The sequence below is a fragment of the Polynucleobacter sp. JS-Safj-400b-B2 genome, from assembly GCF_018881975.1.
GTDB lineage: Bacteria > Pseudomonadota > Gammaproteobacteria > Burkholderiales > Burkholderiaceae > Polynucleobacter.
Genome location: NZ_JACVPJ010000004.1, coordinates 189,782 through 204,183, shown reverse-complemented (window position 1 = coordinate 204,183; position 14,402 = coordinate 189,782). Strand labels below are relative to the sequence as shown.

Here is a 14,402-nt window from a genome sequence, read left to right as displayed (position 1 = left end):
ACGACAATAGCCCCTCTTTCGAGGGGCTATTATTTTTAATGCTACGAACGAATGACTGGGAAGGTATCACATTCCTTGTTATTGGTAAAAAGCGCTCCAGCGTCATTGCCCTCATCATCCACTGATGGGAAAATAATATTACCATCATCTAAATGCAATACAACGCATTTTTGAGTCCAGCCAAGATCATTCATTTCCTCTTCGGTAAGGTAACGAGTACCAATGATCCTTTTGCCCAAGAACTGCTTTTCAGCTTTCTTAACCCAGTATTGCTCAGTCGGATTACTCATTGCCAGCCTCCGCAACGCTAGGAATTCCGCTCGAGCCAAAAGCAACAATGAAAGTTTTTCCAGCCAATGTCTCACGAATAATGCAATCTGTATCCGCCAACAAATCGGATAGCACTGAGGCGGGATTTTGACCGCGAAGGACTCGAAGATAGGCGTTAAGGCTGCCTTTTTCAGTAGAGGCCCAACTTTCATCGTATTGATCGTCTGATATCCATGTATTGCATTGATCCAAAACATCTGAATCAGATTCTTTTGGAAACAGCATGATTGAAGGATCTACAAATTCAAAACCATCCTCATCGCAACCAATAGCTAGACCATCTTTCAAATCAACCCTAACCCCCAGCCCGATAGACGGGACTTCGATTAAATAGTGATCAACCAATAAAACAGCATTACCATTCCAATTACCAGACTTTAATGGCTCTGGATAGGTCACTTTTAGTGGCATATCAGAATTGCGATCTTCGTACTCAAAATCACTTAAGTCCGGAATCATTTGGGTATTAACGTAAACCCAGTGATTTGCGTCTAATTTCTTTTTCAAAATAATAGACTCAGATCTGCTGATTGCCATCATCAATGCCATAGCATATGGATGCTCCGAATTATCAATACCCGTTGGATCGCCCCTCAAAAAACCGCCGATCTTAACCTCTTCTTTTGTGAAGAAGTTTTTCTCTGGGCCGCGGTCTGAAAGTGGATTAATGGAGCATTGATATGCTTCAGAGCTTTTTATTGGGTGAGATAGCGTTCCGAAAAATGATCTCGGTAAAACCTCGATATCATTAAATACATCAATGAAATCCAAGTCAGAGATTGCAGAATAATAATTAAACAAATCACATGGATCCGCTTTCTTAATTTCCGAAATTTGGTTTTTTCGAAAATCAACTAATGCGCCGCTAATCCGGTTTTCCTCTTCTTCTGGATTAATTAGACAATCACGATCCGGCATCCGAGCCCTGAATGATTCGTCAAGATGAATAACCGTAACATCATTTCGGCTATGCGTGGAATTGTATCCATAGTTGCTATCAACTACAAACCCCTGAAGATAGGCAATATATGATCGTACTTGGGTGCAGCCGTAGCCGTAATTTCCGCGGAATTTGCTTAATTCGCTTTTAATTTTCCCAACTCCAAAATCCTTGAAATCATCAGTAAGTCGATGCGGACTAGGCATTGGTTTTTCTGACCCATTCAAAAACACATCAATTGGGAAGCCTGCGCAATGAACATGCAATGCATTCTCAATGTTTTCAACCTTGCAGCCATGCAATTCAACCCTGGTTCCAATATGAACATCTGAAGATGTAATTGCGATTTTTTGTGTTAAAAAATCAATCTTACAATCTACTGTGATTTTCTTGCCATTGCTATGAACTGTAACCTTGTCGGCTGAAAACAGCGTCGAAAAGAAACCCATACCGTAGGGTGAATTGGCTAGCATGACATCCTCATCCCATCCAGATTGAGCCAAAGTAAGCAAGTCAGTAAAGCTAGATATTCCACCACCATCATCAGATACGATGACAACGCCATCTTCTTCGCTGATGTTAATTTTTGTTGCACTAGCGCGATAAGCGTTTTGCATCAACTCTGACAATACCTTTTTGCTATCTGAAAAGACAGCGCCAAGATTGTTAATCAAGTTTGATGCATTTACTTTAATTTGTACTTCCGTCATAAAGACTCCCTTTGTCTTGCCTAAAAAAGGCGTTTAAAAAGGAAAGGGCTTTTTAATTGAATTTGTTATATCCAATTAAAAAGCCTCCTTTCGGAGGCTTAATAATCTATTGCACTATATGCCAGCGGTTGCTAACTAATGGCCTACCAATGACGGCGATAACCGTATCCATAACCATATGCCGGCTGCTGGATGATTACGGGAGTTTGAACCCAGTATCCCTGGTTATATGCTGGGGCGTATCCATAATTTACTGGCTGAGCAATCATTACTGGTTGCTGATTATAATTTTGCTGACCATAAACGGATGTGGCAATAGCGCTAGCTACCAATGCTCCGCCAATAATAACCGCGCCGACCGCAAAGTTATTGTCGTGAGCCTTTGCTGGAGATGTCATTGATCCGACTGCTACCAACATAGCAATTAAAAATTTCTTCATAATAATTCCTTTCAAATGCCATAGTGCTGGCTGTTTTAAAGGATTGCTTGAAACTATCCAATGCAATCACTATTGATTGCATTGGAAAGGCGCAAGGCCTACCCACTCAAGCAAAAAGCTGTTTAAGCTCCCTCTTAAGTTGTTTTTCTTGCTGTTGATGCTTGCGTTGTTCACAAGAATGGCGCTTTGTTGCGCCACCCCTATTGAGAAGAGCAAGCGCAACATGATTTCGAGACTTCATGTTGAGTTCTTTCTATAGCGCCGGGCTAGTAGCCATAACCACGAGGTAATGATTGTTGATAAGCCTGAGGATAAACTATGGGATTATTATTCCAATGTCCACCGTTATAGCTATATGGCGTATTTACGCGCTTTACAGCATAAACAACTGCCCCCGCATTACTATTTTCGTGACCCTGAGAAACATAACCAGGCAAAGGGGTTGCATTAGTCATATACCCAGAAATGATTGCTGGAGAAGAGGTTTGATTTTGCTGCGCTTGAGCAAGGACGTTACAACTCACAGCAAATAATATAACTACAAATAATTTATTCATAAAATTTTCCTTGAATTGCCAATTTATGGCGAGATTTGAGGGTGCGCTGCGAAGTTTTCTAATAAAGCCCGTGGCCTCATTAGAAAACCCCGAAGGGTTTTCTATATTCATTACATCGGGGTTTGATTGCCTTTGGCATACATACATTGCTTGTATGCTTGGTTATATTGCAGTTGCGATTGGTTTTGTTTGCCACTAGAGCCGTAAGCCCCAACAGCAGCACCACCAAGCAAGCCAACACCAGCGCCTGTACCAACCCCAACATGGCTTCCTCCACCAATAACAGCTCCAGCCACGGCACCTAGAGCCGCGCCAATTGCGGTAGTCGCAACACCCTGGGTAACAGCGGCAGATGATGTGCCTTCAGAATTTTCGGAAGCAAAAGCACGACATTCCTTGTCGTCAGTCTTAAATACATCAAATGGTTTTCCAACGGCTGGCATTACACCGATTGTTGGTCCAGTTGGGATTGAAGTGCATGCAGAAAGAGTGGCCACAACAAGAGCGGCAATGATGATGCGAATTGATTTATTGATATTCATGGATAAGTTTCCTAATTTCATTCCGCTATGCGGTGTTTTAAAGCCGTCGAAACTGTTCTAAGCCATCATTACAGAAGGCTTAGAACAACTCCGAAGAGCTGCGGGATTATTCGATTATGAAAATGTAAATTTCCATAGCTTTTTTAGCGATTGCTTAACCAACTTTAAGCTAAAAATAAGCAGCATTACTGGTGAAAACCAAAGGTATAAGAAACTCATTAGGATTGCCATTGGCAGCGGTAATTTTTGCTTCTTGCCATCTATTTTTTCCATAACTACTCCATTTAAGATGATTTAATTGAATTGGCTATTTGCCTTGAGTTCATTCCGCATCGCGAGGATATGAATTGTAAATATTAGGGATGTTTTAAGACCTCATTGCAGAGGGTTTAATACAACCCCAAAGGGTTGTATTATTTATTTTCCGCAAACCTCTTTTTGAGCATTAATCCAAGCTGCAGAACGCTCATTCCATGCGGCATCCCAATCAGCCGAAAAAAATTCCCAAGATGAGCCAAACGAATTTTCCGCCTCTGATCTAGCCAGCGTTTTTGAATCCATTAACTCAGCCTGCAAATTAACCTGGCAAAGATTCACAACAGAATTTACATCTGATGCGAAAGCTCCAAAAGTTGATAACGTTAACGCAATGGCAACAATAATTGATTTCATGACAATCTCCAGTTCATTCCGCTTTGCGGGTTAAGTAAACTGTTCTGAAGCTGTCTTAAACTCTCCCGGTAAAGAGCTTAAGACAGCCCCGAAGGGCTGCAATACCGACCCCAAAGGGCCATATTTCTTAATGAACCATAGTTAAATGACATGTATTAAATGTCTTCACATCTGGTTTATTAATTTCATTTTTTACACAGACAAACTCTTTCCAGAGAATGTTAGCGACCAAAGACTTAACTTTTGCTGGAGTCTTTTCATGATGTGCCAAAGCATCTAAAAACTGAACATCAGCCTTAAATGAGTCGATAATCCAATCAATTGAACGTAATCCGCTCAATAAAGTTGGGTCGGCTAAAACAACTTTTTTAAAGTCATTTTGCTTTGTAAGAACTAGGTTCTCAACACCTTCAATAGCCCCGCGAGTGGTAGAGCGAATATTTAAACTAGATTTCATGGTCAGCTTCCTTAAGAATTGAGACCATGTACCCTTATGGGATTAATGGCCCATAGGGTTTAAAAATTTCACGTCATTCCGCTTATGCGATCAGTGAAATTACATTCTAAGAATTAAGAACTAAATATCAAATATTTAAACTCGAATCTTTTTAAACAATTCAATGCTTAATTTGATGCCAATTGCACCGAATTCATTGCCATTAATGCCACATAGACTTTTCTTGCGTATATATCACGGTAATAGGGAGTTCTTGAGTTATAGGCCCCTACAGCATTCCATGTGTCGCCATATATATCGATATTTTGCCGATATATCCAGGCGCCAATATAGATGCTAGTACATCCGTCGTAAAGATGATTTTCGGTAATCCCAAATTTTCTCAATACTGGCAAGTGTATAGAGTTGATCTGCATTAAGCCAAGATCTCGAGTGCCATTTTGATTGTAGCCAACTGCTCGCTGATTAAAATTTGATTCGACCTTGGCAATTGCCCTTAGAATATTTGGGCGTATGAGATAACGGCACTGCACTTTGCCGCATATATTATGTAAATTTGCGGCGTCATCAAAGCAGTCTGCTTTAGCGTTGAATGATGCAAGCAGTGTGCTGGCAATAATTATTAAAGATATCTTCGTCATTTATTTCATTTTGAATTTAACAATTGCTTCATATACATCAACCACCCCCTCCTCCTCCACCAGAATCTGGTGGAGGGGCGACAGGCCCAAGATCCTGGGTCCCTGTAATTGGCTGTCCATTATTAAGGTTTATCCCTTGAAAAATTGATAAGTACTGCTCATCAACTTGACAGGTTCCCGTGTAAGTGTTGCCATAGATATCGTATTGCGTGCAGGATTGAGTGACTGGTGCTGTGTAATAACTCTGAAAAATGCTTCTATAGCTTTGCAGTGTAATGTCTTGCCCTTGATCGCTACTGCCCCCGCATCCATTTGAATTAATCCATAAATTTCCACTGCCATCGACCATCGCACTCCAGGGTGCTCCACCTCCGCAATGCGGGGCATTATCTCCTGTAACAATACTCATCTGAATTGGATACCAAGTATTTTGATTCGCCAACATTGTTTGCAGATTAGGCGAAGGACCAGGATTACAATCCATTTGAGTGTTCACTATAAGGTTGCCGGTTGTTGCGTCGCAAACAGCATTAAAACTCACCCACGCTCTATAAGTACGACAGCTAGATGACCATGAGCCTAAGCTAGGGCTAAAGCTACCAATATCTGTAATTGGAGCAAGCTGAGTCAATATGGCTACATCGCTAATATTAATTAAATTAGATGTAATGCCGGTTGGGTCGATGATTTCTCCAGGCAAAATCGAAGTTTGGGAGGGCAAAACCTTGATGCTGTAGTCATAATTTACGGATGGAGACCACGTTTGTCCGGAGTATTGATTTATTCGGCTATAAGTCCCATCCGCTTGAACGTAATATCGATCAACCAATGTGCTTAGGTCATAAGCATAATTGCCTTGATTTTGGTACGTGTAATGACAGGTGTTTGATGTTAGATTGCGCGCGGTGACATTCAATGACATCTGTGCTATTTGTGAAGTTGACCCATCGCCATTAACAACCGACTTATACAGCGGCGAAACCATCCGAACATAATCAAGTACCGCAGCTACAGATGAGGTTTGATTAATAAGTGCAACAATACTCACCTGACCCGATGCGCATCCAGTACCGCCAGCGGGGTTAATCAAGCATTTGAGTCCGGCATCAGCATCTACTCCACCAGAATTTGAGGTCGGCTGTGGCGCATCAAAAATTCCACCAGTATCAATTGAAACCATTTGAGATATTGGAGTTCCGTCAGTTTTGGTTGTTTGGTATTGCAAAACTCCACCATTTACATTTGCAAATGAAGCCGGTAGACCGCTCATTACATTTTTTGAAAAGTAAATTGCATAAAGCAGGTGGGGGTTGGAGTTCACTATGATTGGATTTCCATATACCGCCCTACCGTCTATGAGACTGAAATTCCAAAATAAGCGAACGGTACTTGATAGCCCTGGCAATGCTACCTCTTGATCAAAATTTAAGGTAATGCTATTTGCACCCTTCAATTTGGCATACGCCGTTAACTCAGAGGTTAATAGAGGTATCTGCAAAAAAAGGGTTGTGCTTGCCTGTCCAATAATATCGCCGCTCGTCGTGCCGACCGGGTAAGTCGCAAACGATACGGGCGCAATATATGAAGCAAGCGATGACTCGCTTTCCGAAACTCTAGATGAGGTGGCAATATCACCACCAATAAACATAGTTGGGCCTATGGTGGCCGTCATTGTTGATGAAGGCGCAGTTACTCCGTTGATGGTTTGCGCAATCACCACGGAAGTTTGGCTGGATTTTGAGACCGACCTCTGGGCGCTAGCGGACCCAGAAATGCTAACCCCAATCGAGAGCAAAAAAATTACAATCAGTCGAAAGCGTTGCAAGCACTGTATTCTTAACACCATTGCCCCTAATTAAGTTGCGGTGGCGGTGGCGCCGTAGAGGTTCCAGCGGCGTTATTGAGAGTGATCGGCTGATTTGCTTGGTTAGTCGATACTCCAGTAAAAGGCTGTGTGGAAGTGATGCTTTGAATTGGTGGCAATGGGCTTTGTGATGACGCCCCGATGCCGCTCGCCACTTTTGGTAAGTTGCTCGATTGCGCTAATGGAACACCATTAGGACCTGTTGGCACTTGTCTATCAACGGTAGTTTGCCGGCTTGCCTGAGATCCTACCGAATATGATCTTCCATTAATTTCAACAGTATTTTGGTTGATTGATCCGACCGTATATGTGCCCGATGACTCGCCCTGTTTGAGATACATGATCTGTCCAGCTACCTCAATCATTGCTGTTGGCTCACCTTTGGATGTCATGACTCCAACCACATTTGGTCCAATTGACTGAGGGGGAATTTGAGCTACCTCAAGCTTGCCTTTAATTTTCTTTTTGGCGTTAACGCTAATTACCGCAGACTCTTGAGGCGCCGGCTTTTGATCGGTTGCACCTACTTTTGGCGGGACCCCTTGCTTTAAGTTGTAGGTCAAAATCTCAGCCTCAGCCTTAAGTCGTTTTGCCTCCTCAAGCGCAATATCAGTTTGCTTTTTCTTGATGGATAAAACCCGGTCCAAGTCTTCGACGGTCGCGTCCTGACCGTTTATTGGATTGGTTGCCCCCGTTTTTGGAGCTGCTGCTTCCATCTTTGTATTGTCGGCTAACGCTGGTGCGAAATGAGTTGAGGCGGCATTCTTTTGCTTAGCTAAGGTCTTTTCCTCAACTTTTGGTGCGACGGATGGAGGGCTGTTTTGTGTGGCATTTTTAGAGGCTGGCACTGAAGATGCTGATTGAGAACTTGTATCAGCCTTTTTTTGACTGGATTCCTGCCCACGCTTAGCCAATAGGGCTGCTAATGGGGAGTCTGCGCTCACCCCTTGTGCGTAGGCTGCACCAGTAAATAAGAGCGATGCGCAAAGTGCAATTGTTTTGTGTTGCATTGTTTTTCCGGTTCTTGACTTCATTGATCTAAGTGGGAAGATAAACCTAGAAACAGCGATTGCACGTTTCAATTATTAAATAAAAAGCGCAGGTTATGAAAAACGAATTTACCCGATTCACACTTTTAACGGCAGCCAAGTTCGCCAGTTTGTGGATTTTTGCAGCCCTCTTAGTTTGCGAAATTAAGAGTCTGGGTCGCTACCCAACCCTATCATTTATACAGTACGCCTTGCGATTGCTTGGCGACGCATTTTGGGTCTCAGTCAGCATTTACGGCCTTTTAACTATTGGACGGGCATTATTAAAGTGGAATGTAGCGCGACTACATAGATACTCCAAAAATCAAACAGGTAATGCGATGCAGAAAATTAGAGTCGCTGGCTCACACGGTGAAAATATTGTTCGTCGCACCATTAGCTCTATAGTGAAATCAGGAAGTATTGGCCCGGCTCGTTTTTTGGATGAGCAAACTTTGTTATTTAAGCCATTAAAACAACATCAAAGAAGTCAAGAAATTGACCATATTTTATTGACTCAATTTGGAATATTTTTGATTGAAACAAAAAATTATGGTGGGCGCCTTTCAGTGGTTAAAGATGGCATTTTGTGTGGTGACGGTGTTGTACGTAAGGACCCCATCATTCAATCGATGAGCAAGGTTCAGCGCGCCAAAGAGTTCATTGGTAACGATATCCCCGTTCATGCAATTGCCGTCTTTTCATCGGATGATACAGTTTTGGACGCAAGCCTTCAGGGGGATATGGTATTGGTAGGCCGTCTTTATAACCGCTTGAATGAATATAAGTCTGACTTTGAGTCACGCGGCAAGGCAAATCTTGATATTAGTGAGTTAAATCAATCGATTTTTGGATTAATAGAGTCAGATCAAGGCGCGAAACATCGACATCTGCTATCTATTGAGCAGAAAGAATATTGTGCATTGCAAAATAAAATCGTTCGCCTTCAAAATGCTGCGCCTACACCATGGAAGGCATCGTTTATTAGCGCCAATATCAACCGCTATTGTGGGGCTCTTTTTGTGACGTTCATGGTTATTGGTGGTGCGAACTATCTGTTTCCATCCCATTTATCCATCATTGTTCCCGGGGGGCCAGAAAAGATTCAAAATCCATCTATTAACCATATTGATTATATTAACAAAGCCAGTAAAGGGTTGAGCGTTGGACATTAATCAATACATTTCAGCAAGTGATTTAAAAAAGCGTGGGTGGAGGTCTGGCCTTATCAAAAAACTGATGCCGCTTGCCGATGATTTCCTTCCAAACCCGTATTACCCAAATGCGGCTCCAATGAAGATGTATCTGTTGGATCGGGTCGCAATGATCGAATCTTCTGATGAATTCGCGGAGATGATGAAGTGCTCAGAACGCCAGGGCCAATGCTTGCTTCAATGTTTTACAAAAAAACGTGATGCATTAGTGGGTTTGGCTGGAAATATAGATATACCAGACTTCAAAATTTCTGAGGGAGACTTATTCCGCAAGGCTGCTCTTGAGTTTGAAATGAGGTCAATCTTAAAGCTGCCAGAAAATAGTTCGATATTGATTGAGCATAAGAAGATTGCTATTGATATTCTACTGAAATTACAGGAGCCGGTTTTATGGGTACTGGATGACTTCTATCAACACCAAGGCATTCGAGAGGCCAGAAAAATACTTCGCCGCAGGATTTTGGCAAAAATTATTGCGACGTTTTCCACACTTAAAGAAGAGTCATTGTCAAGAGCAATTGAGGAGAATGGTGATGTCTAAAAATACAAAACGTAATTCGAATGCATACACCCTAATCAAGGGCCAATTAAACGATTGGGCTGAGATCGATAAAAGATCATTCGCGGCTCACACATGCGGGACTGGAGATGGCCGTGAAAAGAAGTGGCTCCGTTATGAATCAAGGCTTATTGGTTTAGGTTATCCACCGGAGGTCATTGTAGAAAAATACCATCAAAAAGCGCTTCGTCAGTCTCGGTTATTTGATGCGATGGTTATTTGTTGTATTGCCCTTACATTGTTATCAACCCTGCACACACATCAAAACGCCCCTGAAATTAGTGGCACGATAGCATTTTTTGGGATTGCTGGATCCCTGTATCTCGTTCGGAAGTATATTAAAAAATCGGACGGTGGATTTATGGGTTACCGCAGTTGGATTAATCTTATCGCAAGGCATTAGAATTTAATTTCTTGTTTAATTAGCCGTAGCCGGTACCGTTACCGTTATCGAACATTGCGACCCCGTGAGGACCCCACTATTGCAGTAATAGCTAGAAATACTGGCTGCGCTTGAGCTGGTGATCGTGCAGCTGGCACCAGACAGTACGCCTCCTGATATGCAGGAGTAGGAGCTAATCGATGCTGCGTAGGCTGATGTGGTGTAACACGTGCTACCACTGAGTGAACCACCAGATGGGCAAGAATAAGATGCCCCCGATCCTGTTGTAACCGGACCGCCCATTCCATACCCACGACAAAGAGTGCCAACTAGCGTAAGGCCGGCTGAGCAAGTCCGCGTTACCGTCGCCCCATAACTCCCACTTACAGTGCACGTTGTTCCACTCAAACTCCCACCACTCGGGCAGTACCAGTTTGCGGACGCCGCATAACTACTGCTCGTAACGCAGCTCACCCCACTCAAAACCCCATTAGAACAATAGTAGTTGGGAATAGCAGCGCTCAATACCGTGATAGAACAAGTCTGCCCCGAGAGCGTATAGCCTGCAGGACAGCTATAAGTAACTGGGTTGCAACCTAGCGGTTGCCACGTCAAATTAGAGGTGGTATTACAACTTAGAGCCTGCCAGGTTCCTGAAGCGCCAGCTTGAGAGGGAACGTTCTGCCATGTTTGAGCATATGCGGAGCCAAGGTTTACCCCCCGAGATATTGAGACCTAGGAAGAGAATGGCAGCTGAGATTAAGTTGCGAAAATTTACTGCGGAGAACTTCATGACAAAACTCTTTAAAAGATCAGAATTAATCTATTAAAGGGTTATGCGGAGTGGAGATCGATATGAATAGCGGGTATTAATTGAAGAAAATGGAGCTTACTATCCAGCTTCATTTTATTTTTCACAAAACTTGTCCCTCGATGGTCAACTTTTTGAAAATGGGATTCGTTTTAAATCATTGGCTTACACCAATGCCCATCGACCACTAGGGGTTACATGGTCGAGGATAAATTAAGTAATTAACCAGCTCCTACCTGAAAGTTTCCAGCGGTTACCCATGAGGCAAGCGCTAGTGCGGCGATAAACACCCCAAGAACTTCATAGTTAATAGCCATCGGCAACATCGGCAAAAATATCGCCATTCCAATGCAAAACGAAAAGATGTGCATTGCAGAGTAAAAATAGACAGGGTTCTGAAACCCAAACTCATACTTCTTTTTAGATCTACTTACAGCCCCATCAAGCGCGAACGGCACCACGACCCCGAGAATTGCGTATCCAATAACCGGCCAAAAAGCGAAAATTCGCCAAATACTTCTATAGACCATCAGCCAGACATTTTGAATCCAGTTGCTTGTGAATGAAAAATTGGCGTTGGCGGCATTACTTGAAAATGAAGCTAACGGATTAGTTGAAAAAAAATCGATGGACCTATCAACAAAACTAGTGTCAATGAACCACGCCGTAAAATGTGCGTTGACAGATACATTCACAGACCGAATATCTGCCCACTGCTTTGCCAATGAAACTTCCTGCGGATTAATTTCAAAATAGGCTCTTGGCAGAAAGGCTGGCAATATTGCAAGCATGACCATTGGTAGTACCACAGCCCAAAATAAGATGTGGTTTGCAAACGGATTTTTAAGTTCGCGCATTCCGCCCCTTGTTAACTGGGGCCTGTTTTGCCGCCATCAGATTGGTAACCATTAATGGCATTGTGACGCTTGATAGTAGGCAAGCGTAATACAAAGGGTCCTTCGATGGGCTAATCTCTTTGCATAGCACCTCATTGCCATTGCATGACCTTAAAAACTCAACGTAAGACTCTTTTAGGCACTGCCATTGAATACTCTTCCCACCGATATCCTTAGAAGAGTGTTGGTAGTTAAATATTGAGCTGCTTTGAATTAGTAGGCAGGTAACATAAGCATCAATTTCGTTATCACCAGACTCCATGGCTGATCTATATGAAAGCAAGGCTGACCTTACAACCCCATCAATCAAGTGAGCCCCGGCAATATGAACACCAAAAAGATGCCCGGCAATTCTGGTTGTGCAATCAGCCAACACGGGATGATCCCCCCAGGCTTGCCTAGCTAATGGGACAAGTTTTGATTCTGCAGCAATATCGATAATTGTTTTTTTAGTAGCTATGTGCATATTAATTAGAGAATGAGGGGTAATCTTCCCTTGTAGAGCATGCCACCTGCAAGGAAAGCGTAAAACTGGAGTGGGGGCAAGCGGGTTAATAAATCTGGCGAAACTAAGGGGGCCTCAGCCTCTTTAAGGGATCGGCTCACGGTTCCCTTAAAGTCGGTGGCGCTAGCAGAGCTGTCCCCCGAATTTGAGTAGGATTCTTCTTGATGTCTAACCGCTGTTTTTCCAAAAGACTCCGATATCCATTTGGCAGTTTCAAAATCCTTAAGCCTTAAGCAGATCACGTTGTTCATATTTCCAAGCGCCTGCCTAGCCTTTTCACGACTTCCTAATTTCGTAATAAGATCGGCCTCTGTCTGGGTGGCTAAAAATATCTTGAATCCGGCTCCACCACCCTTATTCAAAAGCTGAATTAACTGATCATTGATAATTTCAGCTGCCTCGTCTGCAAAAAGATAAATATCCTTTTGCATCCCGCTGTTGTACATATCGCCGGCAACGCTAGCAAAGTCGGCCAAAATAATTGATCCAATTGCAGAGCCGATGATTTTATCCGCCAAAGAATCCGTGCCAACATACAGAACGGCCCCTTCTTCAATGACTTTTTTTGTCGTATAAATGTCGCGTTTGTCATTAAGATCTGTTGGGTCGGGTGATAACATTGCCCCAACTTCTCCAGTTCCAAGCATCTCTAAAATTGGCTCCAAAACCTGGATCATTTTAGAAAAATGCTCTTTCGAATGATTGTGCATTGAAATTAGTGATTCAATGGTGTCGATCATTTCAAACTCATCACCGATTTTGTTACCGGCAACTTCCTTTTGAAATTTCTGAATCATTAACTCAGTCTTTGGATCTTTGGAGTTTGATTGGGTTTTTGATGCCCTTTGCTGAGCCGCATCCGTGGGCTTAATGTTATTAATCTCAGCGTCCCATTTGGCCCCATGTTTACCCAAGAAATACTTTGTTAACAATGAAACCAATAAATCCTCTACCCCAGTTTGCGCATATTTTTTAACCGCACGAATTGTGGGCTTTTGCCCCTCCATAACGAGAGCGCGCATTATTCGGCTGAGCGTCTTCCACGCGAAGGCCGCGAAAGATCCATCGGCATCGACTAGCTGTGATATTCGCGTAGAGGCAGAAGAAACGGTGCTCCAGTTGGCAAGCGGATTTAAACGTATGGACTTAGAGGGGTGCGCCGGGTGAAAGTAAAGGAACTTTCTGCCCGCTGCAGCACATTCTTTTCTTAACCTATTTTCCCAATCCTTATCCCCTTTTGGGTCAATCACAACCATTACCGGACCAAGGTGGATGACTTGAGTACAGAGCAGTTCATAGAGCCTTGTTTTTCCTGCGCGAGTTGTACCCAGTATCAAAGTGTGACCCGGCAGAGACTTTAGCGGCAGCGGAATTGGCGTCTCTTCGGGATTTATGCCGTGAATCCATGGCATTCCGATTTCGTCCACGAGTACTGAATTTTTCGGCGCTAAATATTTAATCAATAGCTCGGTAACTGGTTTTGGAAACCATGTCGGCAAGGTTTTCATCTCGTCAGGATTTCGACGCATAATATGAGTGGCGATCTCGGCGTGACGCTGAGTCCAGCGAAAGCCATCACCAAGCCAAAGGGCGCCATTTTTCAGGGCGGCATGACTGCGCTCCATAACCTCACTAACGCTAATTTTGGCGACGCGAAAAGATGAAATTGATAGTCGAAACTTGTAAAGTGATGCCGATTGGATTGCTCGATATATCAAAGAAGTAATAGCGATTAATAACCATAACTCCCAATATGGGGGTTGCCCAATCGTGATTGCAAAGATTGCAAACGTCCAAACAAATACGCTCAATACATCGTAATTTGGTCTAAACATGTCGTGGTACGGGCGCATA

Annotated in this window: 18 protein-coding genes; 3 read left to right on the top strand and 15 right to left on the bottom strand. The window is 43.1% G+C overall.

What is annotated here, in order from left to right; genetic code table 11:
* Positions 1-41: 41 nt before the first annotated feature.
* The 11 genes from ICN48_RS06615 to ICN48_RS06570 all read right to left on the bottom strand — a co-directional run bounded on the left by ICN48_RS06615 (position 42) and on the right by ICN48_RS06570 (position 8,163).
* The gene (locus tag ICN48_RS06615; protein ID WP_216152909.1) at positions 42-290 is read right to left on the bottom strand and encodes a hypothetical protein; all 249 of its coding nucleotides are present in this window, start codon (positions 288-290) and stop codon (positions 42-44) included.
* Positions 283-1,980 (bottom strand): ATP-binding protein, encoded by a 1,698-nt coding sequence (locus tag ICN48_RS06610; RefSeq protein WP_216152908.1) that lies wholly within the window; start codon positions 1,978-1,980, stop codon positions 283-285. The genes ICN48_RS06615 and ICN48_RS06610 overlap by 8 nt, the downstream gene beginning before the upstream one ends.
* 143 nt (positions 1,981-2,123) lie before the next feature.
* Positions 2,124-2,420, bottom strand: coding sequence for a hypothetical protein (locus tag ICN48_RS06605; protein ID WP_216152907.1), 297 nt, complete (start codon positions 2,418-2,420; stop codon positions 2,124-2,126).
* Positions 2,421-2,526: 106 nt separating this feature from the next.
* A complete protein-coding gene (locus ICN48_RS13855; RefSeq protein WP_255539496.1) occupies positions 2,527-2,661 on the bottom strand; it encodes a hypothetical protein in 135 nt (44 codons plus the stop codon).
* A gap of 25 nt (positions 2,662-2,686) precedes the next feature.
* On the bottom strand, positions 2,687-2,977 hold the full coding sequence (locus ICN48_RS06600; protein WP_216152906.1) for a hypothetical protein: 291 nt from the start codon (positions 2,975-2,977) through the stop codon (positions 2,687-2,689).
* Positions 2,978-3,087: 110 nt separating this feature from the next.
* Positions 3,088-3,519: a glycine zipper family protein gene (locus ICN48_RS06595; RefSeq protein WP_216152905.1), complete on the bottom strand. Its 432-nt coding sequence runs from the start codon at positions 3,517-3,519 to the stop codon at positions 3,088-3,090.
* Positions 3,520-3,936: 417 nt separating this feature from the next.
* Positions 3,937-4,191: a hypothetical protein gene (locus ICN48_RS06590; RefSeq protein ID WP_216152904.1), complete on the bottom strand. Its 255-nt coding sequence runs from the start codon at positions 4,189-4,191 to the stop codon at positions 3,937-3,939.
* A 127-nt stretch (positions 4,192-4,318) separates the two neighbouring features.
* Positions 4,319-4,648 (bottom strand): hypothetical protein, encoded by a 330-nt coding sequence (locus ICN48_RS06585; protein ID WP_216152903.1) that lies wholly within the window; start codon positions 4,646-4,648, stop codon positions 4,319-4,321.
* Positions 4,649-4,815: 167 nt separating this feature from the next.
* Positions 4,816-5,289, bottom strand: coding sequence for a lytic transglycosylase domain-containing protein (locus ICN48_RS06580; protein ID WP_255539495.1), 474 nt, complete (start codon positions 5,287-5,289; stop codon positions 4,816-4,818).
* Positions 5,290-5,326: 37 nt separating this feature from the next.
* Positions 5,327-7,114: a hypothetical protein gene (locus ICN48_RS06575; RefSeq protein ID WP_216152902.1), complete on the bottom strand. Its 1,788-nt coding sequence runs from the start codon at positions 7,112-7,114 to the stop codon at positions 5,327-5,329.
* Between the two features lie 26 nt (positions 7,115-7,140).
* Positions 7,141-8,163 (bottom strand): hypothetical protein, encoded by a 1,023-nt coding sequence (locus ICN48_RS06570; protein ID WP_216152901.1) that lies wholly within the window; start codon positions 8,161-8,163, stop codon positions 7,141-7,143.
* Positions 8,164-8,258: 95 nt separating this feature from the next.
* Between ICN48_RS06570 and ICN48_RS06565 the strand changes: the two genes are divergently transcribed.
* Genes ICN48_RS06565 through ICN48_RS06555 form a run of 3 tightly spaced genes read left to right on the top strand, consistent with a single transcriptional unit; the run spans position 8,259 to position 10,357 of the window.
* The gene (locus ICN48_RS06565) at positions 8,259-9,356 is read left to right on the top strand and encodes a nuclease-related domain-containing protein (RefSeq protein ID WP_216152900.1); all 1,098 of its coding nucleotides are present in this window, start codon (positions 8,259-8,261) and stop codon (positions 9,354-9,356) included.
* On the top strand, positions 9,346-9,936 hold the full coding sequence (locus ICN48_RS06560; protein WP_216152899.1) for a hypothetical protein: 591 nt from the start codon (positions 9,346-9,348) through the stop codon (positions 9,934-9,936). The genes ICN48_RS06565 and ICN48_RS06560 overlap by 11 nt, the downstream gene beginning before the upstream one ends.
* Entirely contained in the window at positions 9,929-10,357 is a 429-nt protein-coding gene (locus ICN48_RS06555; RefSeq protein ID WP_216152898.1) for a hypothetical protein, read from the top strand. Before ICN48_RS06560 ends, ICN48_RS06555 begins: the two co-directional genes overlap by 8 nt.
* 15 nt (positions 10,358-10,372) lie before the next feature.
* On the opposite strand, the gene ICN48_RS06550 is transcribed toward ICN48_RS06555, so the two are convergent.
* The 4 genes from ICN48_RS06550 to traD form a co-directional block, all read right to left on the bottom strand.
* Complete coding sequence (locus tag ICN48_RS06550; protein ID WP_216152897.1) at positions 10,373-10,951, bottom strand: hypothetical protein; 579 nt, start codon at positions 10,949-10,951, stop codon at positions 10,373-10,375.
* A 417-nt stretch (positions 10,952-11,368) separates the two neighbouring features.
* Positions 11,369-12,004 (bottom strand): DUF4400 domain-containing protein, encoded by a 636-nt coding sequence (locus ICN48_RS06545; protein ID WP_216152896.1) that lies wholly within the window; start codon positions 12,002-12,004, stop codon positions 11,369-11,371.
* A complete protein-coding gene (locus tag ICN48_RS06540) occupies positions 11,991-12,509 on the bottom strand; it encodes a hypothetical protein (RefSeq protein ID WP_216152895.1) in 519 nt (172 codons plus the stop codon). Before ICN48_RS06540 ends, ICN48_RS06545 begins: the two co-directional genes overlap by 14 nt.
* Before the next feature lie 5 nt (positions 12,510-12,514).
* A complete protein-coding gene (gene traD / locus ICN48_RS06535) occupies positions 12,515-14,401 on the bottom strand; it encodes a conjugative transfer system coupling protein TraD (RefSeq protein ID WP_216152894.1) in 1,887 nt (628 codons plus the stop codon).
* Between the last annotated feature and the right edge of the window lies 1 nt (position 14,402).

What these genes read in the sequence shown, in the direction of transcription:
- ICN48_RS06615 (WP_216152909.1), bottom strand. Translation starts at nt 290, where the DNA reads ATGAGTAATCCGACTGAGCAATACTGGGTTAAGAAAGCTGAAAAGCAG.
- ICN48_RS06610 (WP_216152908.1), bottom strand. Translation starts at nt 1,980, where the DNA reads ATGACGGAAGTACAAATTAAAGTAAATGCATCAAACTTGATTAACAAT.
- ICN48_RS06605 (WP_216152907.1), bottom strand. Translation starts at nt 2,420, where the DNA reads ATGAAGAAATTTTTAATTGCTATGTTGGTAGCAGTCGGATCAATGACA.
- ICN48_RS13855 (WP_255539496.1), bottom strand. Translation starts at nt 2,661, where the DNA reads ATGAAGTCTCGAAATCATGTTGCGCTTGCTCTTCTCAATAGGGGTGGC.
- ICN48_RS06600 (WP_216152906.1), bottom strand. Translation starts at nt 2,977, where the DNA reads ATGAATAAATTATTTGTAGTTATATTATTTGCTGTGAGTTGTAACGTC.
- ICN48_RS06595 (WP_216152905.1), bottom strand. Translation starts at nt 3,519, where the DNA reads ATGAATATCAATAAATCAATTCGCATCATCATTGCCGCTCTTGTTGTG.
- ICN48_RS06590 (WP_216152904.1), bottom strand. Translation starts at nt 4,191, where the DNA reads ATGAAATCAATTATTGTTGCCATTGCGTTAACGTTATCAACTTTTGGA.
- ICN48_RS06585 (WP_216152903.1), bottom strand. Translation starts at nt 4,648, where the DNA reads ATGAAATCTAGTTTAAATATTCGCTCTACCACTCGCGGGGCTATTGAA.
- ICN48_RS06580 (WP_255539495.1), bottom strand. Translation starts at nt 5,289, where the DNA reads ATGACGAAGATATCTTTAATAATTATTGCCAGCACACTGCTTGCATCA.
- ICN48_RS06570 (WP_216152901.1), bottom strand. Translation starts at nt 8,163, where the DNA reads ATGCAACACAAAACAATTGCACTTTGCGCATCGCTCTTATTTACTGGT.
- ICN48_RS06565 (WP_216152900.1), top strand. Translation starts at nt 8,259, where the DNA reads ATGAAAAACGAATTTACCCGATTCACACTTTTAACGGCAGCCAAGTTC.
- ICN48_RS06555 (WP_216152898.1), top strand. Translation starts at nt 9,929, where the DNA reads ATGTCTAAAAATACAAAACGTAATTCGAATGCATACACCCTAATCAAG.
- ICN48_RS06545 (WP_216152896.1), bottom strand. Translation starts at nt 12,004, where the DNA reads ATGCGCGAACTTAAAAATCCGTTTGCAAACCACATCTTATTTTGGGCT.
- ICN48_RS06540 (WP_216152895.1), bottom strand. Translation starts at nt 12,509, where the DNA reads ATGCACATAGCTACTAAAAAAACAATTATCGATATTGCTGCAGAATCA.
- traD (WP_216152894.1), bottom strand. Translation starts at nt 14,401, where the DNA reads ATGCGCCCGTACCACGACATGTTTAGACCAAATTACGATGTATTGAGC.